This window comes from Actinokineospora guangxiensis (assembly GCF_042657845.1).
GTDB lineage: Bacteria > Actinomycetota > Actinomycetes > Mycobacteriales > Pseudonocardiaceae > Actinokineospora > Actinokineospora guangxiensis.
This window is the reverse complement of record NZ_JBHSKF010000004.1, coordinates 310,855-337,252: the sequence shown is the minus strand read 5'-3', so window position 1 is coordinate 337,252 and position 26,398 is coordinate 310,855. Positions and strand designations below refer to the sequence as shown.

The window sequence follows — 26,398 nt, the reverse complement described above, 5'->3', positions numbered from 1 at the left end:
ACAGCCGATCCGACCACGGATTCCCCGTGGAGTGGAAGACCTCCCGGGCAATCCTGTGGTGCGCTTGTTTCCAACTAGGGGTTACCCCAGTGCATCGATAAGGGCTCCCCGACCGCCCACCACGGGCAGGGTGATGCCGCTCTTGCCCAGATCGACGGTGATCCCCGCGCCCGGCAGGGGCCGCAGCGTGTAGTCGTAGTCGCTGGACAGCACGACGATGCCCACCTGGTGACCGGCGGCGAACACGTAGTCGTCAGGCTCGAAGTTCACCCGGATGCCGTAGGCGTGCCCCGGCTTGACCGCCGTGGTGCGCCAGTGCGAGTTCCGGTTCTGCGGGTCGGCCCAGCCCCGGGTGACGACCTTGGCCGTGCCGTCGGGGGCGCGGTCGACCAGCAGCACGGTCACGTTGGCCGCCGGACGGCTAAAGGACAGCCGCAGGTCGGCGCGCACGGTCCCGCTGATGCGCAGAGCGCCGTCCAGGGCGGGCGTGGCGTAGGAGAGCCGGTGCGGCGAGGTCGCCGCGGCGGCGAGCTCCTCGGCCTTCTTGGACGAGTCGTCGGTCAGCGACTCGCGGCCCTTGCCCTTGCGCAGGGCCAGGCCGCCGGTGGTGACGCCACCTGCCGTCGGATGCACCTCGACGCCGCGGGTGCCCGGGGCGGGCCACTCGGCCTCCGAGGTCCACGTGCGGTCTTCGCGCTGGATGGTGGACTTGTTCTCCCGCTCGACGCCGTTGTCCACGTCGTAGAGGTAGTGCGACATCCACCGGTTCAGCAGCACCAGCCACGGGTCCCGGTTGACGCTGTAGGGGTCCGAGTGGCCGAACTGGTGCAGCCAGATGCGGTGCTCGACACGGTGCTTCTTTAGCGCCTCGTACCACTGGCTGACGTGGCGCATCTTCACGTTCCAGTCGTTGAGCCCGTGCACGGCGAGCACGGACGCGCGGACCTTGTGCGCGTCGTTGAGGTAGTTGCGCTCGTCCCAGAAGGGACTGTAGTCGCCGGTCACCCGATCCTGCTCTGCGACAAGCTCGTCGACGACCGCCCGGCAGACCTCGCGGTTCTCCCTGGTCAGGACGTACTCGGCCAGCACGTCGGCGTCCTCGCCCTGGTAGCCGCCGGGGGCGACGACGGCGCCATCGGAGCGGTAGTAGTCGTACCAGTTGGAGATGGCCGCGATCGGGACGATGGTCTCCAGCCCGCGCACGCCCGTGGAGGCGACCGCGTTGGGCAGGGTGCCGTTGTAGGACACGCCCATCATGCCGACCTTGCCGGTGCTCCAGCGCGCGCTCACGCGCTCACCGGCGGCGTCGGTGCCGCGGGCGCGGCCGTTGAGCCAGTCCACGACCGAGCGCGCCCCGATCGTCTCGTTCTCCCCGCCCGTGGTCGGGCAGCCGGTGGACTTGCCGGTGCCGAGCGACTCGGCGTAGACCACGGCGAAGCCGCGCGCGGTGAAGTACTGCTCGTAGCGCCACGTGATCGCCGGGCTCGGCCCGACCGACGAGCGGACCTCGCCGCGGCCCGCCTTGGGGCCGTGCCTGCCGGGCACGTGCAGCTCGACGTCGACGTTGTGGTTGGCGACGTCGTTGCCGCCCGAGTAGTAGGGACTGGCCTGGTAGACGACCGGGACCTTCATCCCGGCCTCGGTCGCGCGCGGCCGGACGACCTCGACGTAGACCTGGTCGTGGCGGCCGTCGGCGTCGCTGTCGACCGGGGCGGTGACCCACAGCGACTCGCGGACGACGTCGGCGGGGTCGAACACGGGCTGTGCCTGCCCGTCGGTGAACACGGGGGCGGGTGGGTCGGCCTGCGCCGTCGCGGGCACCGCGGGCAGCGATACCAGGGCGGCGATGGCGATGACGGCGGATCTCGCGCGTCTCATAACCAGCTCCAAGCAGGGGTGGACAGGTCGAACAGCACCTTCACCGGCCCCGGGAGCGGTGTCAAGGGGCCGACCGGCTGGTCCACAGAGGACTAGGCCCGCGGAGCGGGTAGCCTCGCGGACGTGATCCGACTCGACGCGCCGATCGCGGCTGTGACCGTCTACCCGGGACAAGCCAGGGTGACCAGGCGGGGCAGGGTGACCCTGCCCGGCGAGGACACCCGCGTGCTGGTCACCGGCCTGCCCGCGCTGCTGCACCCGGACTCGGTCCGGGTCGCTGGATCAGGTGAAGCCGCGGTGCTCGGCGTCGACGTGGTGCCCGAGCGACACGCCCGCCCGAGCACCGCCCCCGAGCTGCGCGAGCGCGCCGAGGCCCTGGACGCCGCCCTGGCCGAGATGGCCGACACCGACACCGCCTACGGCACCCGCGTCGACCTGCTCACCGGCGTCGCCCGGCGCTCCTCCGGCGCGCTGGCGACCGCGCTGGCCAGGGGCGACGCCGACCCGGCCAGGGTCGCCGCCGCGGGCGCGGGCCTGGCCGAGGAGCTGAGCCGGGTGCTGGCCGAGCGGCGCGACCTGGCGCTGGCCCGCGAGCGGGTCGCCGAGGAGCGCGCCGAGGTGCAGCGGCTGCTGGCCGACGTGTCCAGCGAGCCCGACAGGGTGGCCGTCGCGGTGGACCTCTCCGGGTCCGGCGAGGTGGACCTGGAGGTCTCCTACGTCGTCGACGGCGCGGGCTGGGAGTCGACCTACGACGTGCGCCTGACGGGCGAGCGGCTCACGGTGACGTGGTTCGCCCTGGTCAGGCAACACTCCGGCGAGGACTGGCCGGAGTGCGAGCTGGCGCTGTCGACCGCCCGGCCCGCCGCCGGGGTGGCGGTGCCCGAGCTGGACCCCTGGTACCTGGACGTGCTGAGCCCGGTGGTGCCGATGGCGCTGAGCGCGCCCGCCCCCGGCATGTACGCGGGCGCGGCGGTGTCCAAGCGCTCCGCGGTCGCCGAGGTAGCCCTCGACACCGCCGCCGTCGAGCACGGCACGACGGCGACGACGTACCGCCCGCAGCGCCCCGTCGCGGTCCCCGCCGACGGCTCCTCGCACCGCGCGACGGTCGCGGTGCTGGAGGTGGACGCGCGCGTCGACCACGTGACGGCTCCCGTGCAGGGCCCGGAGGTCTACCTGCGGGCCACGGCGGTCAACACCTCCGAGCACACGCTGCGCCCCGGCCGCGCCGGGCTGTTCCACGACGCCGAGTACGTCGGGGTGACGGCGCTGGAGCCGTGGGCGCCCGGCGAGGAGCTGGAGCTGGCGCTGGGCGTGGACGACCGGGTGCGGGTGGAGCGCGAGCTGGTGCGCCGCTCGGCGGGCAAGGCGGTCCTGGGCGGCACGCGCAGGCTGGAGGCCGCCTACCGGACGACAGTCGCCAACCACGGCCCGCGCGCGGCCAGGGTCGCTGTGGTCGACCAGGTGCCGGTCTCGCGGCACGAGTCGGTCGTGGTGCGGGATGTGACCCTGCGCCCCGAGCCCGCCGAGCGCGACGACCTCGGCCGCCTCACCTGGCGCCTCGACCTCGCCCCCGGCCAGCGCGCCGAGCTGGAGCTGGCCGTGCGGGTCGACGTCGCCAAGGGCACCAACCTCTCCGGCTGGCGGGACTAGGCCGTGTCCCGCGTGCCCCACATCGGAAACACGGCCTAGCAGCTCACCCCGCCCAGCAGGGCGCGGCAGGTGATCGAGGCGGTGTCGTTGGCCGGGTTGGCGTCGGCGGGGGCCGAGGTCGTCCTGGTGACGGTGACCGCGCCGGTGCCCGAGCCCAGCAGGGCCGAGGAGAGCCGGACGGTGCGGGTGGCGGTCGTGCCGTGCGGGATGGCGGCGATGTCGCAGGTCACGGTGCGCGCGCCGGTGTCGACCGCGCAGCCGGAGGCGACCGGGGAGCGCAGGAACGACGGATAGCTCAGCCGCAGCCTGGCCGAGGTGAAGCCGCCGTCGGCGGTCGCGGTGATCGTGAAGGTGAGCGAGTTCGCCGTCATGGCCACGCGCAGGTCGGCGCGGACCTCGCTGGTGTTGCGCAGCATCGAGACGTGGTTGGCGAAGGCGTTGGCGACCAGGACGTCAGGGGTGCCGTCGCCGGTCAGGTCGCCGACGCGCACGCCCTGCGCGCCCGCCCCGGCGGCCAGGTCGGTGCGGCCGGAGAGGGTGCCGTCGCCCGCGCCGAGCAGGGCGGTGACCGTGCCGGTGACCGCGTTGGCGACGACGACGTCGGTGTGGCCGTCGGCGTTGAGGTCGCCGGTGGCCAGGCCGCGCGGCGACTGCCCGACCTGGTGGGCGGTGCGCGCGGTGAACGTCCCGTCGCCGCGCCCGCGCAGCACCGACACCGTGCCCGCGGCCGCGTCGGCGGTGATCAGGTCGGTGCGGCTGTCGCCGTCGAGGTCGGCCGCGGCGATGGCGAAGGGCTGGGCGCCGACGGCCGCGGTGGTGAACGCGGCGAACCCGCCGCCGCCCGTGCCGCGCAGGACCGACACCGCGTTGGCGCTGACGTTGGCCGCGACGATGTCGGGCACCTGGTCGGCGTTCACCTGCGCGATCACCACGCCGAACGCCGCACCCGCGACGGCGTGGTGGACCGGCGGGGCCAGGGTGCCGTCGGCGCGCCCGGCCAGCACCGAGACGGTGGCCGCGCCGGTGTTGGCGGTGACCACGTCGGCCCGGCCGTCGCCGGTGACGTCGCCGACGGCGATGGCCTGCGGGATCGGCCCGGCCGCGTGCTCGCGCTTCTGGCCCAGCGTGCCGTTGCCCGCACCGGGCAGCACGACGACGAGCCCGCGCACGTTGTCGGTGACCGCGACGTCCGGGCGGCCGTCGCCGGTCAGGTCGGCCACGGCGACGTCGGAGAGGCCCGTGCCCGCCGGGTAGGACACCGCGGGCGCCATGCCGGAACCGGCGTTGAGCAGCACCGACACGGTGCCCGCGCTGGCGTCGGCGGTCACCGCGTCGAGGTCGCGGTCGCCGTCGAGGTCGCCGACGGCCACTCGGAAGGGGTTGCTGCCGGTGGTGTGCTCCGACGCCGCCGCGAACCGCGCGGGTGGCGGCGCCGCCGACGCGGACGGCCCGACGGCGGCGAACACCGCGAGCCCGGACAGCGCCAGAACCCAACCCCTGCGCATCGGCGCTCCTCCCTGGTGACTCCCGGGAGGAGTCGGGCGGGCACGGAGCGTTGTTTCTAGACCGAACGGGTGGTCACGGAGCGAGACCGGCGAGGACGTCCTCGGCGCGGCGCAGCGATTCGGCGGGATCGGCGTCCGGCGAGCCGATCGACGGGTCGAAGTTGAGGTCGACGAACACCTCGGTCACGCCCTGCCCGGCGAGGTCGGCGAAGTCGCCGCGGATCTGCTCGACCGAGCCGGTCAGCGGCTTGTCCCGCTCCCCCACCCGCACCACGCCCCGGCACACGAAGCGCAGCGCGGCCGGGTCGCGTCCGGCGTCCTCGGCGGCGGCGCGGACGACGCCGATCGAGGCGCCGAGTTCGGTGAGGTCGGCGCGGCTGCTGCTCACCCAGCCGTCGGCCAGCCTGCCCGCCCTGCGCAGCGCGGGCTCGGCGGTGCCGCCGAGCAGCAGCGGCGGACCGCCCGCGCGCACGGGGCGCGGGGCCATCGTGGTGGGCGGGACGCGGTAGAACTCGCCGTCGTGCTCGACCACGTCGTCGGTCCAGAAGCGGCGCAGCAGCGGCAGGTACTCGTCCGCGCGCCTGCCCCTGGCCCTGCGGTCGGCGCCGACGGCGACGTACTCCTCGTCGGCCCAGCCGATCCCCACGCCCGCGTCGACCCGGCCGCCGCTGAGCACGTCGAGCGTGCCGAGCTGCTTGGCCAGCAGCGGCGGGGCGAAGAACGGCAGGTTGAGCACCGCGATGCCCAGCCGGACCCGCGACGTGCGCGCGGCGAGGTAGGCCACGGTCGAGACGGGGTCCAGGACGCTGCGGTACGTCTCGCCCCAGGACCCGTCGGGCGGGGAGAGCAGCCGCTGGAAGGTCCACAAGGAGGCGTAGCCCAGTTCCTCGGCCCGGGTGGCGACCCTGTCGATGGTCTCGGGCGTTGCCCACGAGCCGGACACCGGCGCGGCGAATCCGATCAGCACGCCCGCCACGTTACCTCCGCGCTGGTCAGCGCGCCGGTGGCAGACTGGCGACCATGACGAACCTGGACGACCCCTTCCAGTGGCTCGAGGGCGTGACCGACGCCGACGCCCTGGGCTGGGTCCGCGAGCGCAACGCCGAGACCACGGCCGAGCTGACCGGAGGCGAGCGCTTCACCGACCTGGAGCGGGAGATCCTGGAGGTGCTGGACGCCGACGACCGCGTCCCGTACCCGCGCAGGCGTGGGGACTTCCTCTACAACTTCTGGCAGGACGCGGCCAACCCGCGCGGCGTGTGGCGGCGCACCACCCTGGAGTCCTTCCGCACCGATTCCCCCGAGTGGGACGTGCTGCTCGACATCGACGCCCTGGGCAGGGCCGAGGACGAGAACTGGGTGTGGAAGGGCGCGGCCGTCCTGCGCCCGGACTACCACCTGGCGCTGGTGGAGCTGTCGCGCGGCGGCGCGGACGCCACCGAGGTCCGCGAGTTCGACCTGCGCACGCGCGCGTTCGTCGACGGCGGATTCACCTTGCCCGAGGCCAAGACCCGGGTGGGCTGGATCGACGCCGACACCATCTACGTCGGCACCGACTTCGGCGAGGGGTCGCTGACCACCTCCGGCTACGCCAGGGTGATGAAGCGCTGGACGCGCGGCACCCCGGTGACCGAGGCCGTCACGGTCTTCGAGGGCAAGCCGGAGGACGTCTCCGCCTTCGCCTACCGCGACCACACCCCCGGCTTCGAGCGCGACTTCGTCGGCCGCTCCCCGGACTTCTTCACCAGCGAGGAGTTCCTGCTCGGCCCCGGCGGCGAGCTGTCCCGCATCGAGGTCCCCGACGACGCGTCGACGTCGGTGCACCGGGAGTGGCTGCTGATCCACCCCCGCACCGACTGGACGGTCGGCGGCACGACCTATCCCGCGGGCTCGCTGCTGCTCGCCGACTTCGACGCCTACATGGCGGGCGGCCGCGAGATCACCATGGTCTTCGAGCCCGACGCGCACACCTCGCTGCAGGGGTGGTCGTGGACCAAGAACTACCTGGTGCTCAGTGAGCTGCAGGACGTCAAGAGCCGCCTTGAGGTGCTGACCCCGGGCACCTGGGAGCGCGCCGAGCTGCCGGGCGCGCCGGAGGTCGGCTCGGCGCACATCGTCGACACGGACCCGGACAGCTCGGACGAGTACTTCCTGGAGTCCAGCGGCTACCTTCAGCCGACGACACTCGTCTACGGGGTCGTCGGCGGCGACGCGGCCGTGGTGAAGCAGGCGCCCGCGCTGTTCGACACCTCGGGGCTGACGGTGTCCCAGCACTTCGCGACGTCGGACGACGGGACGAAGGTGCCGTACTTCGTGGTGGGCGACGGGACGCCGGGCCCGACGCTGCTCTACGGGTACGGCGGCTTCGAGATCGCCCTGACGCCGGGCTACAGCGCGTCGATGGGCCGGGCGTGGCTGGCTCGGGGCGGGACGTACGTGGTGGCCAACATCCGCGGCGGCGGCGAGTACGGGCCCGCGTGGCACCGGGCGGCGCTGCGCGACAAGCGGATGCGCGCGTACGAGGACTTCTCGTCGGTGGCCAAGGACCTCGTCGCACGGGGGGTGACCACGGCCGCGCAGCTCGGCATGCAGGGCGGCAGCAACGGCGGCCTGCTCGCGGGGGTGATGCTGACGCGGTACCCGGAGCTGTTCGGGGCCGTCGTGTGCCAGGTCCCGCTGCTGGACATGCGCCGCTACCACATCCTGCTGGCCGGGGCGTCGTGGATGGCCGAGTGGGGCGACCCGGACGAGCCCGCGGACTGGGAGTACCTGCGGCACTACTCGCCATACCATCTTGTCCAGAGTGGACGGACGTACCCGCCGGTGCTGTTCGAGACCTCGACGCGCGATGACCGGGTGCACCCGGGGCACGCGCGGAAGATGGCGGCCCGGATGGTGGAGCAGGGGCACGCGCCTTGGTACTACGAGAACATCGAGGGCGGGCACGGAGCGGCGGCTGACAACAAGCAGCGCGCGTTCATGGCGGCGCTGGCGTGGGAGTTCCTGCTGCGGTCGCTGGCGGATTAGGGCGGGGAACGGGTCGCTCGACCGCCGGTGGCGGTCGAGCGACCCATGTCCCGCGCACGCCGGGCTGGATGCTCGACGCGGCCTGTCGGGGGCGTTGGTTACAGTCATCGGCGTGTTGGCGTTGCACTGCATCGGGACGGCCGATGGCCGGATCGTGCTGTGGGCCGAGGACGCCGCACGCCCTGATCGGCGGCCTGGGAAGGCCGGTCGCCAGGCCGCCCCGCACCCCTTCGCGGTTCCCGGAGGTGAACTCGCGGAGCGGCTGGGGGTCAGCGGCGAGGAGGTGTCGGTGCGAGCGCTGCTGCCGTCGTACCCCTCCGCGCCGGTCCCCTCCCCCGAGCTGGTGCGCGATCCCCTCGCGGGTCACGGTCAGCCGCGAGGAACAGTGAAGCTGCGGCCGTGGCTGGTCAGTGGCCTGGCCACCACCGCGACCGTGCCCGAGCCGGAGGACGTGCGCCTCGGCAGCGGCGCGCGCTACCTCTGCGCCGTCCGCGAGCTGGCCGAGGACCTGGTCAGCCGGGGCCGGGTGCTGCCCGCGATCACCGCCACCGGCGCCGCGCGCTGGCGGCCCGCCCCGACCGGGGCCGACTCGGCGCGGCTGGCGCGGTTGCGGGAGTCGATGCCGCCCGCCGTGCGCGCCGACGGGACACCCGCGCCCGCCGTTCTCACCGCCGTGCTCAACACCCTCGTCGACGCCATCGCCCGCGAACGCCTGGGCGAGCTCGACCTCGCTCCCGGCGGGCTGGTGCCCGACGCCGCCGTCGCGGTGCACGCGCTGTTGGAAAGCCTCACCGGCGACCCCGTCCTCGGCACGCCGAGCCTGCCCACCGAGCGGCTGGCCGGCGCGCTCGACAGCTGGCGGGCCAGCGCCTCGCACGACGGACCCGTGCGGGCCTGCTTCCGGCTGCGCTCCCCCGAGGACGAGCGCGGCGACGACTGGGCGGTGGAGTTCCTGCTCCAGGCCGCCGACGACCCGAGCGTGCTGGTGTCCGCCCGGCAGGTGTGGGACGGCGCGGAGAACGTGCTGCGGCGGTGGGTGCCCCAGCCCGCCGACCTGCTGCTGGCCGAGCTGGGCCGGGCGGGCCGGATCGTCCCGGAGGTCGACCGGGCGCTGCGCGGCACGCACCCCACCGGGCTCACCGTCGACACCGCGGGCGCGCACGCCTTCCTGACCCGCGCCGCCGAGCTGGACCAGGCCGGGTTCGGGGTGCTGCTGCCGTCCTGGTGGCAGACCGAGGCCGCGCAGGTCGGGCTCAGGCTGACGACCAGCCAGCCCGGCCAGCCCGGCGTGGTGTCCGGGCAGAGCGCGATGGGCCGCGACGAGCTGGTCGAGTACCGCTGGGACATGGCCGTCGGCGACGCGACGCTCACCGCCGCCGAGCTGGACGCGCTCGCCAAGGCGAAGGTGCCGCTGGTGCGGGTGCGCGGTCGCTGGGTGCACCTCGACCAGCGCAGGCTGGCCGCGGGCCTGGAGTTCCTGCGGCACCAGGCCGAGGGCAGCACGTCGGTCGCCACCATCATGACGCTGGCCGCCCTGCCCGCCGACGACCCGCTGCTGCCCGCCCCGGTCGTCGGCATCGACGGCGACGGGTGGCTGGCCGACCTGCTCAACGGGCGCGTCGAGTCGCGCCTGGAGCCGGTCAAGGCCCCGCCCGGCTTCGGCGCCGACCTGCGCCCCTACCAGCAGCGCGGCCTGGCCTGGATGGCGTTCCTCGACCGGCTCGGCATGGGCGCCTGCCTCGCCGACGACATGGGCCTGGGCAAGACGGTGCAGCTGCTGGCGCTGGAGGCCATGGCCCGCGCCGACGGCCCGCGCCCGCCGACGCTGCTGGTGTGCCCGATGTCGCTGGTCGGCAACTGGCAGCGCGAGGCCGAGAGGTTCGCCCCCGACCTGCGCGTGCACGTCCACCACGGCGCCGACCGCGGCAGGCTCGCCGACGCCGAGGCCGACATCGTGATCACCACCTACAACCTGCTCGCCCGCGACAACGCCAAGTTCACCGAGGTCGAGTGGGACAGGGTCGTGCTGGACGAGGCCCAGAACATCAAGAACAGCGCGTCGCGGCAGTCGCGGGCGGCGCGCGCCGTGCCCGCCCGCCACCGCATCGCGCTGACGGGCACGCCGGTGGAGAACCGCCTCGCCGAGCTCTGGTCCATCATGGACTTCGCCAACCCCGGTCTGCTCGGCTCGGTGCACCGCTTCCGCGCCCGCTTCGCCGTGCCGATCGAGCGCTACGGCGACGAGGACGCCGCGACCCGCCTTCGCCGGGTCACCGGCCCGTTCGTGCTGCGCCGGGTCAAGACCGACCCGACCATCATCAGCGACCTGCCCGACAAGGTCGAGATGAAGCAGCTGTGCAACCTCACCGCCGAGCAGGCTTCCCTCTACCAGGCCGTCGTCGACGACATGATGGGCAAGGTCGAGGAGTCCGAAGGCGTGCAGCGCAAGGGTTTGGTGCTCTCCACGATCACCAGGCTCAAGCAGGTCTGCAACCACCCCGCCCAGTTCCTCGGCGACGGCTCGCGCATCGCGGGCCGCTCCGGCAAGCTCGCCCGGCTGGAGGAGACCCTGGAGGAGGTGCTGGCCGACGGCGACCGCGCGCTGGTGTTCACCCAGTTCGCCGCGTTCGGCGGGATGCTCGTGCCGCACCTGGCCGCCCGCTTCGACACCGAGGTGCTGTTCCTGCACGGCGGCACCCCGAAGGCGCGCCGCGACGCGATGGTCGAGCGCTTCCAGTCCGGCGAGGGGCCCTCGATCTTCCTGCTGTCGCTCAAGGCGGGCGGCACCGGCCTGACGCTGACCGCGGCCAACCACGTGATCCACCTGGACCGGTGGTGGAACCCGGCGGTGGAGGACCAAGCGACCGACCGCGCGTTCCGCATCGGGCAGCGCAAGGACGTGCAGGTGCGCAAGCTGATGTGCATCGGCACGCTGGAGGAGAAGGTCGACGCGATGATCGAGCGCAAGAAGGCGTTGGCCAAGCTCGCCGTCGGGGCCGGCGAGGACTGGCTGACCGAACTGTCCACAGCGGACCTGCGCGAGGTCGTGTCCCTGTCCGCGGAGGCCGTCGGTGAGTGAGGACGAGTGGTGGCGGGACGGCCCGCCCGCGCGGCTGATCAAAGTGGAGAACGGGCTGCGCGCGCGCAGCCTGCGCGGCGACATCGCGCGCACGTGGTGGTCGCGGCGGTTCATCGAGGTGCTGGAGGGGCTCGGCCTCGGCGGGCGGCTGGAGCGCGGCAAGCGCTACGCCCGGCAGGGGCAGGTGGTCAGCATGGCGCTGTCGCCGAGCATCGTCGTGGCGACGGTGCAGGGTTCGCGCCCGGCTCCCTACCGGGTGCGGATCGGACTCAAGGCGTTCACCGCCGAGCAGTGGCGCACGGTCGAGCAAGCGCTTGCGGGTCAGGCGCTGTACCTGGCGAAGCTGCTGGCGGGCGAGATGCCGACCGGCATCGAGGAGGTCTTCGAGTCCGTCGGCCTGCGGCTGTTCCCGACCAGCTTCGCCGAGCTGTCGATGGAGTGCTCCTGCCCGGACTGGGAAGTCCCGTGCAAGCACCTCGCGGCCACCTGCTACCTGCTCGCCGAGTCCTTCGACACCGACCCGTTCGAGATCCTGGCCTGGCGCGGCCGCGCCCGCGACGAGCTGCTCGACGCCCTGCGCTCGCGCCGCGGCCAGGCCCCGCCCGCCGAGCCGGAGACCGACCCGCTGCCCGATGACCCGGCGGCGTTCTGGGCCGCGGGCCCGGTCGTGCCCGCCGCGCAGCCGCCCGCGCCCACCGCGCCCGGCGCGGTCCTCGACCGGCTCGACCCGCTGCCGGTGCTGCTGCGCGGGCGTCCGCTCACCGAGTACCTGCGGCCCGCCTACCGAGCGTTCGCGGAGGAGCGGTGAGCGCGCTGTCGACCCGGGTGCGCACGGTCGCCGAGGAACTGGTGCGGCGCAAGGGAACAGTCGCCCCCGTCGAGGTGCTGGTGGGCATCGGCTGGCTCTCCACGCGCACGGTCGACGCGTGGCGCCACGGCAAGGTGCCGCGGCTGGACGCGGTCGCCGCGGTGCCGCCCGCCCGCCTCGCCGAGGCCCTCGACCTGCTGCGCGACTGGGCCCGCGGGCGCGGCCTGGAGCCGTCGCTGGTGGACTACGCCGCGGCCACGCTCGGCGCGGGCGCGCTGCGCTTCGCCGACGACGACACCCCGTTCCGCACCCACTGGACCGATCCGTCGCTGACCCCCGCCCGCCGCGCCCGCATCGAGGCCCGCGCGAACGCGGTGCCCGACCCGGTGGCGCACAAGGCCGACAAGCGCTGGCACTGCGCGCTGTGCCGCGAGAGCGGCGACTACCACTTCACCGAAGACGACCAGCCGGTCTGCCTCACCTGCGCGGACATGGACCACCTGGTCTTCCTGCCCTCCGGCGACGCCGCCCTCACCCGCAGGGCCCGCGCGGCCAGCGGTCTCGCCGCGATCGTCATGACCTGGCACAAGCCCCGCAAGCGCTTCATCCGCTGCGGCACCCTGGTAGAACGCGCCGCCCTGGAAACCGCCGAGGTCCAGTGCCTGGCCGACGAAGACGCCCGCGAGCGCCGCAGGCTGCGCGACCGGGCCCGCCGCGACCTGGCCGACGTCGCCCTCACCGCGGCCTTCGCCGCCCGGGTCGCCGAACTCTTCCCCGGACTGCCCGCCGAGCGCGCCCACGCCATCGCCGAGCACGCCGTCGTCCGCAGCAGCGGCCGGGTGGGCAGGTCAGCCGCGGGCAAGGCCTTGGACGAGCACGCCGTCACCCTCGCCGTGGTCGCCGCCATCCGCCACGAGGAGACCGACTACGACGCCATGCTCATGGCGGGCGTCCCCCGCGCCGTGGCCCGCGAACGCATCCGCGACACCGTCGAGGTGGTCCTCTCCCGCTGGCGGGGCACTAGCTGATCGCCGACCGCGGCGCCGACCACGTGTCGCAGTCGGCCGCGGAGGCGCCCTGGTATCCCGCCTGGGCCCAGAACAGCTGGTTGTCGGCGCTGCCGTGGCTGTCGGAGTCGTCCACCAACGAGAAGCCCTCGACGGCCAGTTCCGCCAGGTCCCCGTCGATGTCGCCCCGGTTCGCCGCGGCCGCCAGGAACAGCCCCGCGAAGCAGTTGGCCTGCAGCTCGACCCGGCGTGAGAGCTCCAGCGACTCGGACTCGTCCGCGCGCCGCTCCCGCCGGTCGGAGGTGCTGAGGATGCCTGCCAGCGCCTGCACGTGGTGGCCGTACTCGTGCGCCAGGACGGCAAGGTGCAGGGCGGGCTCGTCGCCCGCGTCGGCGACCAGCCTGCTCCTGGGCATCGAGATGACCTCGTCCTCGGCGCAGTAGAACGCCACGGCCTCGTCCTCGTCCGGCGCGAAGCCGCACTCGCCGCTCGGGGAGTCGTCCACCGTCAGCTCCGGGGTGCGCACCGGCTTGCCCGCCGCCTCCAGCGGCCCCGCCCAGGCCTGGTCCAGGCACTCGATCGCGTCCCGGTAGTAGCCCGCGAGCGCGGTCGCGTCGGTCGCCAGCTCGGGCAGCTCGCAGGCCACCTCGCCCAGCGGCGTGGCCTCCTGCATGAGCCGGTTGCGGGCGTTGGTGTCGAGCGTGGCCCTGGCCTGACCCTCCTCGGGCACCACCTGGCCCCCCACCGCCACCGCGACCCCCTCGACCACGGTGCCGAACCCCACCGACGTCCCCCGCCCCACCACGGCGATCGCCAGCACCCCGACGATCACCGCCGCGAAGATCGTGACCAGCACGATCGGCCGGTTCTTCTCCACGGGCTGCCCGATGTGCGCGGTCTGCACGGGCGGCATCCCGCCCCACCCGCCCGGCTCGCTCATCTCCACCCCCACGTCCACCGGCGATGCTACAGCCGGGAAACGCCCGTCCCGCGCGCGAGCACAGCGGCGTACCCCTCCGCCAGGTCCCCCGGCCACCGCGTTCCCCCAGCGGCCAGATGAGCGGCGATCACCGAGGCGGTGTCGAATCGGGCGCGGGTCAGTTCCCGGTGGGCGAGCTGGCGCAGATGGGCGCGCAGCACCGGCACGGCGTGCTCGTATCGATCGAGGGTGGCGCCCATGTTCTCCGCCTCGGCCATGGTGGCCAGGACCGTCCCGAGGTGGTCGGCGAGGTCCGGGTCGTCGGCGACCTCGTGCAGTGCCGCCGCGACCGCGACGGTCCCCGCGTAGTAGCGGCCGAGATGGTCCCCGACCACCGCCCGTCGTCGCAGCCACCGGCGGATCACCGGGTCGTCGGCGAGCGCGCACAGGGCCTCGACGGCGTGGACCCTCCCCCACCCGCCGACCCGGTCGGCCAGCCACAGCAGCGCGTGCGGGTCCAGCCGCACCAGGGCGCGGACCGCTCCGGGGCCGAAGTGGTGCGACAGCAGGCCGATGGTCTGGATCAGCGGCACGTCCGCGGGCTTCGCGACCGTGCCCAGCACCGCCAGGCCGACGGAGACCGCGCACCGGTCCGCGCTGTGCCGGACGAGCCACCGACCCGTGCGCCGGGCGCGAGCCGGATCGGCGCGACCGACCACGGCGGCGATGCCCTCCCCACTGTCCGGGTGCCACCCGGCGGTGTGGAGGGCTCCGACCACGCCGGCGGGCCGCGCGGAGGGGTCGGCGAAGTACGCGGCCACCACCGCGGGTGCGGCCGACGACCTGTCACGGCTCCTGTCACGGCTCCTGGGGTGGTCGGCGAGGTCCGGCAGCGGACACCCATCACGGTGGAACGGGGCGTCGGGGGACGCCAGGTGCAGGCGCATCGCATGGTCGTACAGCGGGATGCCGGACTCACCGGCGGCGGCGCCCATCAGGCGGCGGGGAACTCGATTCGCTGGTCCATGCGCGGCATGGTGCCAGACATCGCGGCCCGCGGACAAGGAAAGGGGAGCCGGTCGGATGACCGGCTCCCCCTCACCACAGGACGGCTAGCTGCACCCGGAGGTCGAGCCGCAGCCCTCGCACAGGTAGCAGGAGCCCGCGGGGCGCATCTTCGTGCCGCAGGTCATGCACAGCGGGGCGTCGGCGACCTTGCCGAGGTGCAGCTCCAGGAGTTCGGTGGAGCTGTGCGCCTCCTGGCCCTTCGGGGACTCGATCTCGGCGACCGGGGTCGCGTCGACCGACGTGCGCAGGCCCTCAAGATCCACATCGGACTGTCCGCTGTAGTCGGAGGCGACCTGGGCGGTGCGCTCGGAGGCGGTGAAGATGCCGAGCTGGGCGCGCTTCTCGTAGGGCAGGTAGTCCAGGGCCAGCCTGCGGAACAGGTAGTCCAGGACGCTGGTGGCGATGCGGACGTCGGGGTCGTCGGTCATGCCCGCGGGCTCGAAGCGCAGGTTCTGGAACTTCGAGACGTAGAACTCCAGCGGGATGCCGTACTGCAGGCCCACCGAGATCGACATCGAGAAGGCGTCCATGACGCCCGCCAGGGTGGAGCCCTGCTTGCCCAGCTTGACGAAGATCTCGCCGAGGCCGTCGTCGGGGTAGGAGCCCGCGTGCAGGTAGCCCTCGGCGCCGCCGACGGTGAAGGACACCGTCTGCGACGGGCGCTTCTTCGGCAGGCGCTTGCGGACCGGGCGGTACTCGACGACCTTCTCCGGCTCGGCGGCGGCCGTGGACTTGGCGCCCTTGCCCGCCGAGAGCGGCTGGCCGACCTTGCAGTTGTCGCGGTAGATCGCCAGCGCCTTGAGGCCCAGCTTCCAGCCCTGGAAGTAGATCTCCTGCACCTCCTCCACCGTCGCCGACTCCGGCATGTTGACGGTCTTGGAGATCGCGCCGGAGATGAACGGCTGCACCGCGGCCATCATCCGCACGTGGCCCATGGGCGCGATCGAGCGCTCGCCCATGGCGCAGTCGAACACCTCGTAGTGCTCGGTGCGCAGGCCGGGCGCGTCCACGACGTGGCCGTGCTCGGCGATGAACTCCACGATCGCCTCGACCTGCTCGGCCTGGTAGCCCAGCGCGGACAGCGCGCGCGGCACGGTCTGGTTGACGATCTGCATGGAGCCGCCGCCGACCAGCTTCTTGAACTTGACCAGCGCCAGGTCGGGCTCGATGCCGGTGGTGTCGCAGTCCATCATCAGGCCGATGGTGCCGGTGGGGGCGAGCACGCTGGCCTGCGCGTTGCGCCAGCCGTTGCGGGCGCCGACCTCCAGCGCGGCCTGCCACTCCCGGGTCGCGACGCGGTGCACCGCGGCGTCGTCGCGGTGGTAGGTGCGCACGAGGTCGTTGGCCGCGGCGTGCTTGCGCATGACCCGCTGGTGCGCGTCGGCGTTGCGGGCGTAGCCCTCGTACGGGCCGACGACGCCCGCCAGCTCGGCGGAGCGGCGGTAGGCGGTGCCGGTCATCAGCGAGGTGATCGCCGCCGCCAGCGCGCGCCCGCCGTCGGAGTCGTAGGCGTGGCCGGTGGCCATCAGCAGGGCGCCGATGTTGGCGTAGCCGATGCCCAGCTGGCGGAACTTGCGGGTGGTGTCGCCGATGGGCTCGGTCGGGAAGTCGGCGAAGCAGATCGAGATGTCCATCGCGGTGATGACGAACTCGACGGCCTTGACGAACTTCTCCGCGGCGAAGGTGCCCTCGTCGGTCAGGAACTTCATCAGGTTCAGCGACGCGAGGTTGCAGCTGGAGTTGTCCAGGTGCATGTACTCGCTGCACGGGTTCGACGCGGTGATCCGGCCGGACTCGGGGCAGGTGTGCCAGTCGTTGATGACGTCGTCGTACTGGATGCCCGGGTCGGCGCACTCCCACGCGGCCTTGGCGAGCTTGCCGAAGAGGCCCTTGGCGTCGATCTTCTCGATCGTCTCGCCGGTGGTGCGCGAGCGCAGCCCGAACTGGCCGCCCTGCTCGACGGCGTTCATGAACTCATCGGAGACGCGGATGGAGTTGTTGGCGTTCTGGTACTGCACCGAGGTGATGTCGGAGCCGCCGAGGTCCATGTCGAAGCCCGCGTCGCGCAGGACGCGGATCTTCTCCTCCTCGCGGGCCTTGGTCTCGATGAACTCCTCGACGTCGGGGTGGTCGACGTCGAGGACGACCATCTTCGCCGCGCGCCGGGTGGCGCCGCCGGACTTGATGGTGCCCGCGGAGGCGTCCGCGCCGCGCATGAACGACACCGGGCCGGACGCGGTGCCGCCGGAGGACAGCAGCTCCTTGGAGGATCGGATGCGGGAGAGGTTCAGGCCCGCGCCCGAGCCGCCCTTGAAGATCAGGCCCTCTTCCTTGTACCAGTTGAGGATCGAGTCCATCGTGTCGTCGACGGCCAGGATGAAGCAGGCGCTGACCTGCTGTGGGGAACTGGTGCCGACGTTGAACCAGACCGGCGAGTTGAAGCTGAACACCTGGTGCATCAGCATCCAGGTCAGCTCGTGCTCGAAGACCTCGGAGTCGGCGGGCGTGGCGAAGTAGCCGTGCTTGTCGCCCGCGGCGGTGTAGGACTTGACGACGCGGTCGATCAGCTGGCGCAGCGAGTGCTCGCGGACGGGGGTGCCGACGGCGCCGCGGAAGTACTTGCTGGTGACGATGTTGGTGGCGTTGACCGACCAGAAGTCGGGGAACTCGACGCCGCGCTGCTCGAAGTTGACCGAGCCGTCGCGCCAGTTCGTCATGACGACGTCGCGGTGCTCCCAGGTCACCTCGTCGTAGGGGTGGACGCCCTCGGTGGTGAAGACCCGCTCCAGGCGCATCCCGCGCGCCGGTGTGGTCGTCTCCGCAGGCGTCCCCACGGTCTCCGTCATGACAACTCCCTCGTGTGCGGCCACGTCCGGGCTCCCCGTCCGATGCGGCCTGGTCTGCTTGTGTGCCCGGGTCTGGGGGCGTCGCCGCCTACTCACCTCGGGCTTCGTCTTCCCCGCCTGCCTGGCGCAGCATCACGGCGCGCAGGTCGGCGATCTCCTTCTCGAAGTCCTCCACCGACGAGAACGACCGGTACACCGAGGCGAACCTCAGGTAGGCGACCTCGTCGAGTTCGCGCAGCGGTCCGAGGATGGCCAGGCCCACCTCGTGGCTCGGCACCTCCGCCGGGCCCGTCGCGCGGATCGTCTCCTCCACCTTCTGGGCCAGCACCTGGAGCTGGTCCTCGTCCACCGGCCTGCCCTGGCAGGCCCGCCGCACACCGCGGACGACCTTCTCCCGGCTGAACGGCTCGGTGACCCCGGAGCGCTTGACCACGGCGAGCACGGCTTCCTCGACGGTGGTGAACCGCCTGCTGCACTCCGCGCACGAGCGGCGCCTGCGGATGACCTGGCCCTCGTCGACTTCCCGGGAGTCAACGACCCGCGAATCGGGATGACGGCAGAACGGGCAGCGCATCCGAACCCTCCCAGCACAAACAAGCCCTGCCGGGAACGACCACTCTTGGTGATCGAGATGTGGACAGCGCTTCTTCTTCGGTGGACAACCTGTGGATAACTACACCGATGTAACCACTAGATCTAGTGGTAGACCGTAGCCACACACCGAAGATGGAGCAACTTAGGGCGTGCCGTGTCCCACGAGAGAGAATGTATCGAATTGATAACGTGAGACCCGTTGCCGGGCCGTCACTTTTAGTCACAAGTCCTGCGTCGGCGGACACTTCATACAACGCACACCGACCGCTATCCATGCCGGGCGTCGGCCACACGGAAGCTCGACGGCGCGACACGCCGGAGCGGGCACTACAGCACCAGATGGTGTGATTCAGCTAACAAGCGGCCTACGCCGCGGTGGACATCCGATGAACCGGTCAGCCGCGCGCCGAAGGGACCGTCAGGGGCTGGCCGGCGTAGACGACCGTCTCGGACAGGCCGTTCAACTCGATGATGCGCTCGACCACAGCGGACACATCGCTGCCCGGCGCCATGCGCACGGCCACATCGGACAGCGACTCACCCACTCCGACCCTGGCCACCGCCGTCGTCTCGGGAACGGTCGACTCGGCCATCGACCCGGCGAAGGCGCCGAAGCCGTAGACCAGGGCGGCGACCGTGAGCGCCACCGCGACGAGCAGCGCCACCGGCATCGACGAGCGGCGCGGCCCGCAGTCGGGCGCGGCGACGACGCGCGGGGCGCCGACCGGGCGGCGCCGGGTCGGCGGCCTCGGGCGCCCCAGCCCCACCCGCCGCGCGGGCGCGACGTGCCGCGCCGGGGCATCGCTCCTGGCCGGAGAACCGGTGGTCAGCATCGCCGCCATGGCAACCTCCTCGAACTGCCGTTCGATCGAACGTCCGTGCGAATGTGTACCACCAGGCACCGACAATTTCCAGACTTGCGCGGCGTGTCGCTCGAACAGGTGTTTGATCTCCGCAGGTCATCGGACTACCGTCGAGACCGGACATGATCGCCGGGTGACCGGCAGCAGGAGGAGGACAGCGCAGTGGCAGGCACGAACGGTCGCACCGGCACCCCGAAGCGCAAGCCCACGGCGCGCGGCGCGGTGCGCAAGTTCCCCGAGCCCGATTCCGACGGCGCTGAGCTTCCGCTTCGCCAGCGCCAGGTGCTTGAGGTCATCAGGTCCTGGGTCCAGCGCTTCGGCTACCCGCCCAGCGTCCGCGAGATCGGCGAGGCCGTCGGCCTGACCTCCACGTCCTCGGTGGCCTACCAGCTGCGCGCGCTGGAGGAGAAGGGCTACCTGCGCCGCGACCCGAACCGGCCGCGCGCGATCGGCGTCCTGCCCGCCGACGCCTCCGCCGCCCAGCTCGCAGGCGAGACCCCGGTGGAGGCCGAGCGCGGCCCGGCCCCGACCTACGTCCCGATGGTCGGCCGCATCGCCGCCGGTGGCCCGATCCTGGCCGAGCAGGCCGTGGAAGAGGTCTTCCCGCTGCCCAAGGAGCTGGTCGGCGAGGGCTCGCTGTTCATGCTCAAGGTCGCGGGCGACTCGATGATCAACGCCGCGATCGCCAACGACGACTGGGTCGTCGTGCGCCAGCAGCCCGCCGCCGAGAACGGCGACATCGTCGCCGCCATGATCGACGGCGAGGCCACGGTGAAGACCTTCAAGCGCCGCGACGGCCACGCCTGGCTGCTGCCGCAGAACGACGCCTACGAGCCCATCCCGGGCGACGAGGCGACCATCCTCGGCAAGGTCGTGGCGGTGCTGCGGCGCCTCTAGAAGTCCCTAGGCCCTCCTGGTCGAGCGGCGGTGCATGACCAGCAGCAGCAGGCCCACCACCACGGCCGTCACGCCGATGGCGGGAATGGTGGCCAGGCCGTTGTCCTCGGTCGCCGGCGCCGCCCTCGGTTCGTCCCCGCTCGCGGGCGCCTCGGGGGTCGGCTCAGCGCTGGTCTCCGCCGAGCTGGTCCCCTCAGCCGGCTGGGGTTCGGGCGCTTCGACACCGGAGACCGTGCGGACCGGTGAGCCGACGCCCTCCGACATCGAGACCAGCGTGCCGTCCGGCTCGATCGCGATCGCCTCACCCTGCGCCTCGTTCGGCAGCGGCACGCGCACGGGCTCGTTGCCCAGCGCCGCGACGACGTCGCCGTCCCGGGCGGGGTAGACGTAGGCGTCGGTGTAGGTGCGCAGCACGACGACAGTCCCATCAGGACTCACCGCGCCGCCGGTCACCAGCACCGAGCCGACCGCGCTCGGCACCGGTCCCCCGGTGGTGTCGGTGGGGCGCAGGGTCAGCGAGCCGACGTGCTCCAGCGGCGTCGGTCCCGGGCTGGCCAGCTCGCCCTGGGGCCGGTAGATGTCGGCGGTGCCGAACGGGTTCTTGGTGACCACGTGCGGCACACCGTCGCGGGAGAGCAGCAGCGCCTCGGCGTCGCGCGCGCCGTCCGGGTAGGTCAGCCGGTGCACGGTGGACTTGCCCGCCGGGGTGAGCGAGATCAGCGCGATCGTCTTGCGCTTCTTGTCGTTGTCGCCGATGTCGGCCAGCCACAGCGTGCCGTCCTGCGCGCGGGCCAGGTCCTCCACGTCATAGGGGTCCGACGGCCCGGAGATCACGTCCTCCACATCGCACGAGCGGTTGAGCACGTACACCGTGGACCGCGTTCCGCCGTCGTTGACGACGTACCAGCGCTCGCCGTCGGAGACCGCCCCCGAGACCTCGGCCAGCCGCTCGTCGGCCAGCGTGCACGCCTCGACCGGCTGACCCGGCGCCATCACCGTCCCGGCGAGCGCCACCGCCACCGCCACCAGCACCGTCGTACCTCCCCTGTCGCCACCACCGTACGCGGAAACGACGAAGGCCCCGGCCGGAGCCGGGGCCTTCGATGCCAGGTCAGGCGCGGGTGCGGTCCACCGTGTACGCCGCGAGCACGCTCGCGAGGTCGGGCTTCACCCGGACGCGCAGGTGGGTTCCCACGTCCGTGTGCTCGGTGGAGAGCACGGTGCCCTCGCGGTGGATGCGGGCGGACAGCTCGCCGCGCTCGTAGGGCACGAGCACGTCCAACTCCTTGTCCGGGCGCGGGATCAGCTCGGCCACGCGCTCGCGCAGCTCCTCGATCCCCGCGCCGGTGTGCGCCGAGACGAACACCGCCCCCGGGATCAGGTGCCGCAGCCGGGCCATCGCGAGGTCGCCCGCGGCGTCGGTCTTGTTGACCACCACCAGCTCCGGCGGCATCGCCGTCTCGTGCTTGCTGCCGATGTCGCCGAGCACCTCGCGCACGGCGTTGATCTGCCACTCCGGCATCGGGTCGGACCCGTCGACCACGTGCACGATGAGGTCGGCGTCGGCCACCTCGTCGAGCGTGGTGCGGAAGGCCTCCACCAGCTGGTGCGGCAGGTGCCGCACGAAACCGACGGTGTCGGTCAGCGTGTAGGTGCGCCCGTCCGGGGTCTCGGCGCGGCGGGTCGTCGCGTCGAGGGTGGCGAACAGCGCGTCCTCGACCAGCACACCCGCGCCGGTCAGCGCGTTGAGCAGGCTGGACTTGCCCGCGTTGGTGTACCCGGCGATGGCCACGCTGGGCACCTCGTTGGCGACCCGGCGCCCGCGCTTGGTGGCGCGGACGGTGCCCATGGCCTTGATCTCGCGGCGCAGCTTGGCGATCCGGGCGTGGATGCGCCTGCGGTCGGTCTCCAGCTTGGTCTCACCGGGACCGCGCAGACCCACACCGCCGCCCGCGCCACCCGCGCGGCCACCGGCCTGCCGGGACAGCGTCTGGCCCCAGCCGCGCAGCCTGGGCAGCAGGTACTGCAGCTGCGCCAGCTCGACCTGCGTCTTGCCCTCCTTGGAGCGGGCGTGCTGGGCAAAGATGTCCAGGATCAGCGCTGTGCGGTCGATGACCTTGACCTTGAGCCGCGCCTCCAGCTGCTGCAGCTGCGACGGGGACAGCTCACCGTCGCAGATCACGGTGTCGGCGCCGGTCGCCACGACGATCTCGCCGAGTTCGGTGACCTTGCCCGAGCCGATGTAGGTGGCCGAGTCCGGCTTGTCGCGCCGCTGCACGAGCCCTTCGAGGACCTCAGAACCCGCCGTCTCGGCCAGCCTGGCCAGTTCGGCGAGCGAGGCCTCGGACTCCAGCGCCGTCCCCTCCGTCCACACCCCGACGAGCACGACCCGCTCCAGGCGGAGCTGCCGATACTCGACTTCGGTGATGTCCTGGAGTTCGGTGGACAGGCCCGCCACGCGGCGCAGCGACGACCGCTCCTCCAGCTCCAGTTCACCGTGGGAGAGGTCAGCCGGGACATCCGGGAAGCGGCGGTCTTCTGGCTGAATGAATTCCTCTGTCACTAGGGTGAACACGTCCTTCGCGGTCGGTGCCGGATCGGTTCCGGCGGTCTTTCCATGGTCGCACGGTTCTACGCCCATTACGACCGCATTATTCCCCCGGATAGAAGGACACGTATACCGCTGTGCGCGGCTCACCTGGAGCTAGGGGCCGCGAGGCGAAGTCGTCGAGCACTTCTCCGATGCGCCTGGACAGCTCGTCGCGGCCCGCTTGGTCGACCTGCACCACCAATCGGGACTGGCGCAGGTCGGCGAAGTCGACGGCGGCGACTTCGGCCAGGAATGCCTGCAGTATCGCCTCGGCCACGGGGCTGTGCGCCTCCGCCGGGTCGTCCAGGGTCCACGAGCGACCGGTCGAGCGGTAGGGGATCTCCCGGGCGCCCCGGTTGCCCCGGCGGGCGGGCAGCGCCTCCAGGAATCCGGTGTCGACCAGTTTGCGCACGTGGTGCAGCGTCGTGGCGGGGTCGCGGTCCAGGCGGGTGGCGATCTCCCGGTTGGTCAGCGGGCGCTGGTGGGTCAGCCGGATGATCCGCAGCCGCACGGCTGAGGCAAGGGCGGCGACCTCCGCGTCGGTGGCCATCGTCCGGGCTGGTCGGGATTCGCTCACGGAGGTGATCCTAGGTGCCGCCGCCCGGTGCCACCACGAAGTGATTGACACTTTCCAATCACTTGGGCCATCCTGGCCGCCATGGCTGCCACCCTGCGTCACCACACCGACTTCAAGCGCCTCTGGGTGGGCGACACGATTGCCCAGCTCGGGACCAACGTCGGCACGATCGTGCTGCCGCTGCTGGCCGTCGGGCTGCTCAACGCCTCGGCCTTCGAGATGGGCCTGCTCACGGCCGCGGAGTACGCGGCGTTCCTGCTGATCGGTCTACCGGCGGGCGCCTGGGTGGACCGGATGCGGCGCAGACCGATGATGATCAGGATGGACCTGGCGCGGGCGGCGCTGCTCATCACGGTGCCGGTGGCCTGGTGGCTGGACGCGCTGACCTTCGGCCACCTGGTCGTCGTCGCGCTGCTGGTCGGCGCCTGCACGGTCTTCTTCGACGTCGGCTACCAGTCCTACCTGCCCTCGCTGGTGGGCCGGGAACTCCTGGTCGAGGGCAACGCGAAGCTCCAGGCCAGCCACTCGGTCGCCTTCACCGCGGGCCCGGCGCTCGGCGGCGGCCTCGCCCAGCTGATCGGCGCGGCGTCGGCGCTGGTGACCACCGGCGTCGGATACCTCGCCTCGGCGTTCTTCCTGAGCCGGATCAGCGCGGCCGAGCCGGAGCCGCCGCGCCCGGCGACGCGCGACCTGCGGGTGGAGGTCATGGAAGGCCTGCGGTTCGTGCTGGGCAACCGCTACCTGCGCTCGATCGTGGGCTGCACGGCCACCTGGAACCTGTTCAACGGCGTGAACGCGGCCGTCATGGTGCTGTTCCTGGTCAACGACATCGGGCTCAACGAGGGCTCGGTCGGCCTGGTGGTGGGGCTGGCGGGCGTCGGCGGCATCCTCGGCGCGCTGCTGGCGGGCCGGATCGGGCGGCTCCTCGGCCAGGCCAGGACGATCTGGGTGGCCGCGGTGGTCAGCGCGCCGTTCGGCCTGCTGTTCCCGCTGGCCGAGCCGGGCCCGATGCTGGTGGTCGCGGTGGCGGGCTTCCTCGTGGTGCAGGCGATGGGCGTGGTCTACAACGTGGCGCAGGTCAGCTTCCGGCAGACCATCTGCCCGGACCGGCTGCTGGGGCGGATGAACGCCAGCGTGCGGTTCATCGTGTGGGGAACGCTGCCGCTGGGCGGGCTGCTGGGCGGGGTCCTCGGCGAGTGGGTCGGGGTGCGCGAGACGGTGTGGGTGGCCGTCATCGGGTGGGCCGCCGCCGCGCTCTGGGTGGTGCTGTCCCCGCTGCGCGCGTTGCGCGACCTGCCAGGTCAGCAGGACGAGCCCGCGGACAAGGTCGCGGGCTAGCCCGCGAGAACGGCGATGGGCCCCGGTCGGTGTCGACCGGGGCCCATCGCCGCTGACTGCTAGCGGGTCGCGACCGCCTGCTCGGCGGCGGCCAGCCACTCGCGCCACTGGGCGGCCTGCGACTCCGCCTGCTCGGCGCGGCGCTTGTCGCCGGCGGCGCGGGCCTTGGCCGCCTGCGCCTCGAACTGCTCGACCCGCTCGCGGAACTGCGCGGCGCGGGCCTCGGCCTCGGGGTCGGTGCGCCGCCACTGCGCGTCGGCGGCGGTGCGGACCTTCTCCTCGACGGCGCGCAGCCTGCCCTCCAGCTCGCGGATGCGCTCGCGCGGGACCTTGCCGATCTGCTCCCAGCGCTCCTGCACCTTGTGCAGCGCGGAGCGCGCGGCCTCCAGATCACCCTGCGGGTTGATCTTCTCGGCCTCGGCCAGCAGCTCTTCCTTGAGCTTGGCGTTCTCGGCGAACTCGGCGTCGCGCTCGTCGAAGACCGCGGAGCGGCGGGAGAAGAACTTGTCCTGCGCGGCCCGGAACCGCTGCCAGAGGGCGTCGTCGGCGTCCTTCGGGGCGCGCCCGGCCGCCTTCCACTCCAGCATCAGGTCCTTGAAGCGGCCCGCGGTCGGGCCCCAGTCGTCGGACTCGGAGAGCTCCTCGGCCTCGGTCACCAGCTCCTGCTTGCGCGTCTTGGCGGTCGAGCGCTGGCGGTCGAGGTCGGCGAAGTGCGAGCCGCGGCGGCGGCTGAAGGTGTCGCGGGCCTTGGCGAAGCGGCGCCACAGCTGCTCGTCGGTCTTGCGGTCGACGCCCTTGATCGTCTTCCACTCGTCCAGGATGGCGCGCAGGCGGTCGCCCGCGACCTTCCACTGGGTGGACTCCTCGGAGATCTGCTCGGCCTCGGCCACCAGCTCCTGCTTGCGGGCCACCGCCTGCCCGCGCGCGGCGTCGCGGGCCACCTTGGCGTGCTCCATGGCCACGCCCGCCTTGGCGAGCAGGTGGTCGATGCGCGCCGACAGACCGGCCAGGTCGCCGACCACGTGAGCCTCGGCCAGGGACTCCTGGATGTGCTTGGCCGAGGTCGCGGCCTGCTTCGGGTCGCCGGAGCCCGAGGCCAGTCGCGCGGCCAGCAGCTCCACCTCGGTGCGGATGTCGTCGAAGCGGCGGGCGAAGTGGGCCAGGCCCTCTGCGGGCTCACCGGCCTGCCAGGAACCGACCGCGCGCTCACCGTCGGCGGTGGTGACGTAGACGGTGCCGTCGGCGTCGACGCGGCCCCACTTTCCGGGGTTGTCGGAGGCGAGCGCCGCGGGCGGCACCTCGCCCTCGGCGGCCGGAGCCGGGGCCGGGGCGTGCGCGATCGCGGCCACCGCGTCGGGGGCGGGAGCCGGGTGCGACTCGGCGGCGGCGACCGGGGCGGGGGCGACCGGGGCGTGTGCCTCCGGGGCGGCGGGCTCGACGGGGGCCGGCAGGTCCGCCGCCGGCGCTTCCGCCGGTTCGGCTGCGGGTTCGGCCACCGGCGCCGCGGTGGCCTCGGGTGCGGTGGCGACCGCGACCTCTGCCCTCGGCGCGTCCGCGCTCGGACCGCTCTCCGTGACGGCCTGGGGGTTCTCCTGCTCGTCGGTCATGTGGCCGGCTCCTCCCGCCTGCGTGCCCGCTGCGTCCGCGGGCGCCCCGCTCGCGCGGGGCCCAGCACTGTGCGTACGGCCTTGTGGGGCCGAACTGCCTGGGCGCATTCAAACAGGTCAGCCGCCACCTGGGTATCCCGAGGGC

Annotated in this window: 19 protein-coding genes; 7 read left to right on the top strand and 12 right to left on the bottom strand. The window is 72.8% G+C overall.

Annotated elements, in window-relative coordinates; all coding sequences use genetic code 11:
* Positions 1-81: 81 nt before the first annotated feature.
* Positions 82-1,878 carry a Xaa-Pro dipeptidyl-peptidase gene (locus ACFPM7_RS11865; RefSeq protein WP_378246992.1) on the bottom strand — a complete coding sequence of 599 codons (1,797 nt, stop codon included), beginning with the start codon at positions 1,876-1,878 and terminating at the stop codon, positions 82-84.
* Between the two features lie 123 nt (positions 1,879-2,001).
* On the opposite strand from ACFPM7_RS11865, the gene ACFPM7_RS11860 reads away from it, so the two are divergent.
* On the top strand, positions 2,002-3,528 hold the full coding sequence (locus ACFPM7_RS11860) for a DUF4139 domain-containing protein (protein ID WP_378246990.1): 1,527 nt from the start codon (positions 2,002-2,004) through the stop codon (positions 3,526-3,528).
* A gap of 35 nt (positions 3,529-3,563) precedes the next feature.
* On the opposite strand, the gene ACFPM7_RS11855 is transcribed toward ACFPM7_RS11860, so the two are convergent.
* The gene (locus ACFPM7_RS11855; RefSeq protein ID WP_378246988.1) at positions 3,564-5,033 is read right to left on the bottom strand and encodes an FG-GAP repeat domain-containing protein; all 1,470 of its coding nucleotides are present in this window, start codon (positions 5,031-5,033) and stop codon (positions 3,564-3,566) included.
* 73 nt (positions 5,034-5,106) lie between these two features.
* Positions 5,107-6,000 carry an LLM class flavin-dependent oxidoreductase gene (locus ACFPM7_RS11850; RefSeq protein WP_378246986.1) on the bottom strand — a complete coding sequence of 298 codons (894 nt, stop codon included), beginning with the start codon at positions 5,998-6,000 and terminating at the stop codon, positions 5,107-5,109.
* Between the two features lie 53 nt (positions 6,001-6,053).
* Here ACFPM7_RS11850 and ACFPM7_RS11845 point away from each other — a divergent pair, with 53 nt between their 5' ends.
* From ACFPM7_RS11845 to ACFPM7_RS11830, 4 genes are all read left to right on the top strand, one after another.
* Positions 6,054-8,060: a prolyl oligopeptidase family serine peptidase gene (locus ACFPM7_RS11845; RefSeq protein ID WP_378246984.1), complete on the top strand. Its 2,007-nt coding sequence runs from the start codon at positions 6,054-6,056 to the stop codon at positions 8,058-8,060.
* Positions 8,061-8,172: 112 nt separating this feature from the next.
* Positions 8,173-11,139, top strand: coding sequence for an SNF2-related protein (locus ACFPM7_RS11840; RefSeq protein WP_378246982.1), 2,967 nt, complete (start codon positions 8,173-8,175; stop codon positions 11,137-11,139).
* On the top strand, positions 11,132-11,947 hold the full coding sequence (locus tag ACFPM7_RS11835) for an SWIM zinc finger family protein (protein WP_378246980.1): 816 nt from the start codon (positions 11,132-11,134) through the stop codon (positions 11,945-11,947). The genes ACFPM7_RS11840 and ACFPM7_RS11835 overlap by 8 nt, the downstream gene beginning before the upstream one ends.
* The gene (locus tag ACFPM7_RS11830) at positions 11,944-12,975 is read left to right on the top strand and encodes a DUF2293 domain-containing protein (RefSeq protein ID WP_378246978.1); all 1,032 of its coding nucleotides are present in this window, start codon (positions 11,944-11,946) and stop codon (positions 12,973-12,975) included. Before ACFPM7_RS11835 ends, ACFPM7_RS11830 begins: the two co-directional genes overlap by 4 nt.
* Here ACFPM7_RS11830 and ACFPM7_RS11825 read toward each other — a convergent pair.
* The 5 genes from ACFPM7_RS11825 to ACFPM7_RS11805 all read right to left on the bottom strand — a co-directional run bounded on the left by ACFPM7_RS11825 (position 12,968) and on the right by ACFPM7_RS11805 (position 19,223).
* Positions 12,968-13,894: a neutral zinc metallopeptidase gene (locus ACFPM7_RS11825; protein WP_378246976.1), complete on the bottom strand. Its 927-nt coding sequence runs from the start codon at positions 13,892-13,894 to the stop codon at positions 12,968-12,970. The two genes, ACFPM7_RS11830 and ACFPM7_RS11825, sit on opposite strands and share 8 nt — an antisense overlap.
* A gap of 26 nt (positions 13,895-13,920) precedes the next feature.
* Positions 13,921-14,868, bottom strand: coding sequence for a hypothetical protein (locus tag ACFPM7_RS11820; RefSeq protein ID WP_378246974.1), 948 nt, complete (start codon positions 14,866-14,868; stop codon positions 13,921-13,923).
* Between the two features lie 117 nt (positions 14,869-14,985).
* Positions 14,986-17,787 (bottom strand): vitamin B12-dependent ribonucleotide reductase, encoded by a 2,802-nt coding sequence (locus tag ACFPM7_RS11815; RefSeq protein WP_378246972.1) that lies wholly within the window; start codon positions 17,785-17,787, stop codon positions 14,986-14,988.
* 88 nt (positions 17,788-17,875) lie between these two features.
* Positions 17,876-18,361: a transcriptional regulator NrdR gene (gene nrdR / locus ACFPM7_RS11810; protein ID WP_378246970.1), complete on the bottom strand. Its 486-nt coding sequence runs from the start codon at positions 18,359-18,361 to the stop codon at positions 17,876-17,878.
* 415 nt (positions 18,362-18,776) lie between these two features.
* The gene (locus tag ACFPM7_RS11805) at positions 18,777-19,223 is read right to left on the bottom strand and encodes a LysM peptidoglycan-binding domain-containing protein (protein ID WP_378246968.1); all 447 of its coding nucleotides are present in this window, start codon (positions 19,221-19,223) and stop codon (positions 18,777-18,779) included.
* A 183-nt stretch (positions 19,224-19,406) separates the two neighbouring features.
* Here ACFPM7_RS11805 and lexA point away from each other — a divergent pair, with 183 nt between their 5' ends.
* Positions 19,407-20,141 carry a transcriptional repressor LexA gene (gene lexA, locus ACFPM7_RS11800; protein ID WP_378246966.1) on the top strand — a complete coding sequence of 245 codons (735 nt, stop codon included), beginning with the start codon at positions 19,407-19,409 and terminating at the stop codon, positions 20,139-20,141.
* A gap of 6 nt (positions 20,142-20,147) precedes the next feature.
* On the opposite strand, the gene ACFPM7_RS11795 is transcribed toward lexA, so the two are convergent.
* The 3 genes from ACFPM7_RS11795 to ACFPM7_RS11785 form a co-directional block, all read right to left on the bottom strand.
* Entirely contained in the window at positions 20,148-21,134 is a 987-nt protein-coding gene (locus tag ACFPM7_RS11795) for a hypothetical protein (RefSeq protein WP_378247251.1), read from the bottom strand.
* Positions 21,135-21,252: 118 nt separating this feature from the next.
* Positions 21,253-22,704, bottom strand: coding sequence for a GTPase HflX (hflX, locus tag ACFPM7_RS11790; RefSeq protein WP_378246964.1), 1,452 nt, complete (start codon positions 22,702-22,704; stop codon positions 21,253-21,255).
* 88 nt (positions 22,705-22,792) lie between these two features.
* Positions 22,793-23,281 carry an ArsR/SmtB family transcription factor gene (locus tag ACFPM7_RS11785; protein WP_378247249.1) on the bottom strand — a complete coding sequence of 163 codons (489 nt, stop codon included), beginning with the start codon at positions 23,279-23,281 and terminating at the stop codon, positions 22,793-22,795.
* A gap of 108 nt (positions 23,282-23,389) precedes the next feature.
* Here ACFPM7_RS11785 and ACFPM7_RS11780 point away from each other — a divergent pair, with 108 nt between their 5' ends.
* On the top strand, positions 23,390-24,646 hold the full coding sequence (locus tag ACFPM7_RS11780) for an MFS transporter (RefSeq protein WP_378246962.1): 1,257 nt from the start codon (positions 23,390-23,392) through the stop codon (positions 24,644-24,646).
* Positions 24,647-24,705: 59 nt separating this feature from the next.
* On the opposite strand, the gene ACFPM7_RS11775 is transcribed toward ACFPM7_RS11780, so the two are convergent.
* On the bottom strand, positions 24,706-26,253 hold the full coding sequence (locus ACFPM7_RS11775) for a DUF349 domain-containing protein (protein ID WP_378246960.1): 1,548 nt from the start codon (positions 26,251-26,253) through the stop codon (positions 24,706-24,708).
* Positions 26,254-26,398: the final 145 nt, after the last annotated feature.

Coding starts and splice junctions, on each gene's coding strand:
- ACFPM7_RS11865 (WP_378246992.1), bottom strand. CDS start 1,878: ATGAGACGCGCGAGATCCGCCGTCATCGCCATCGCCGCCCTGGTATCG.
- ACFPM7_RS11855 (WP_378246988.1), bottom strand. CDS start 5,033: ATGCGCAGGGGTTGGGTTCTGGCGCTGTCCGGGCTCGCGGTGTTCGCC.
- ACFPM7_RS11845 (WP_378246984.1), top strand. CDS start 6,054: ATGACGAACCTGGACGACCCCTTCCAGTGGCTCGAGGGCGTGACCGAC.
- ACFPM7_RS11825 (WP_378246976.1), bottom strand. CDS start 13,894: ATGAGCGAGCCGGGCGGGTGGGGCGGGATGCCGCCCGTGCAGACCGCG.
- ACFPM7_RS11820 (WP_378246974.1), bottom strand. CDS start 14,868: ATGGGCGCCGCCGCCGGTGAGTCCGGCATCCCGCTGTACGACCATGCG.
- ACFPM7_RS11815 (WP_378246972.1), bottom strand. CDS start 17,787: ATGACGGAGACCGTGGGGACGCCTGCGGAGACGACCACACCGGCGCGC.
- nrdR (WP_378246970.1), bottom strand. CDS start 18,361: ATGCGCTGCCCGTTCTGCCGTCATCCCGATTCGCGGGTCGTTGACTCC.
- ACFPM7_RS11805 (WP_378246968.1), bottom strand. CDS start 19,223: ATGGCGGCGATGCTGACCACCGGTTCTCCGGCCAGGAGCGATGCCCCG.
- ACFPM7_RS11795 (WP_378247251.1), bottom strand. CDS start 21,134: ATGGCGCCGGGTCAGCCGGTCGAGGCGTGCACGCTGGCCGACGAGCGG.
- ACFPM7_RS11785 (WP_378247249.1), bottom strand. CDS start 23,281: ATGGCCACCGACGCGGAGGTCGCCGCCCTTGCCTCAGCCGTGCGGCTG.
- ACFPM7_RS11780 (WP_378246962.1), top strand. CDS start 23,390: ATGGCTGCCACCCTGCGTCACCACACCGACTTCAAGCGCCTCTGGGTG.
- ACFPM7_RS11775 (WP_378246960.1), bottom strand. CDS start 26,253: ATGACCGACGAGCAGGAGAACCCCCAGGCCGTCACGGAGAGCGGTCCG.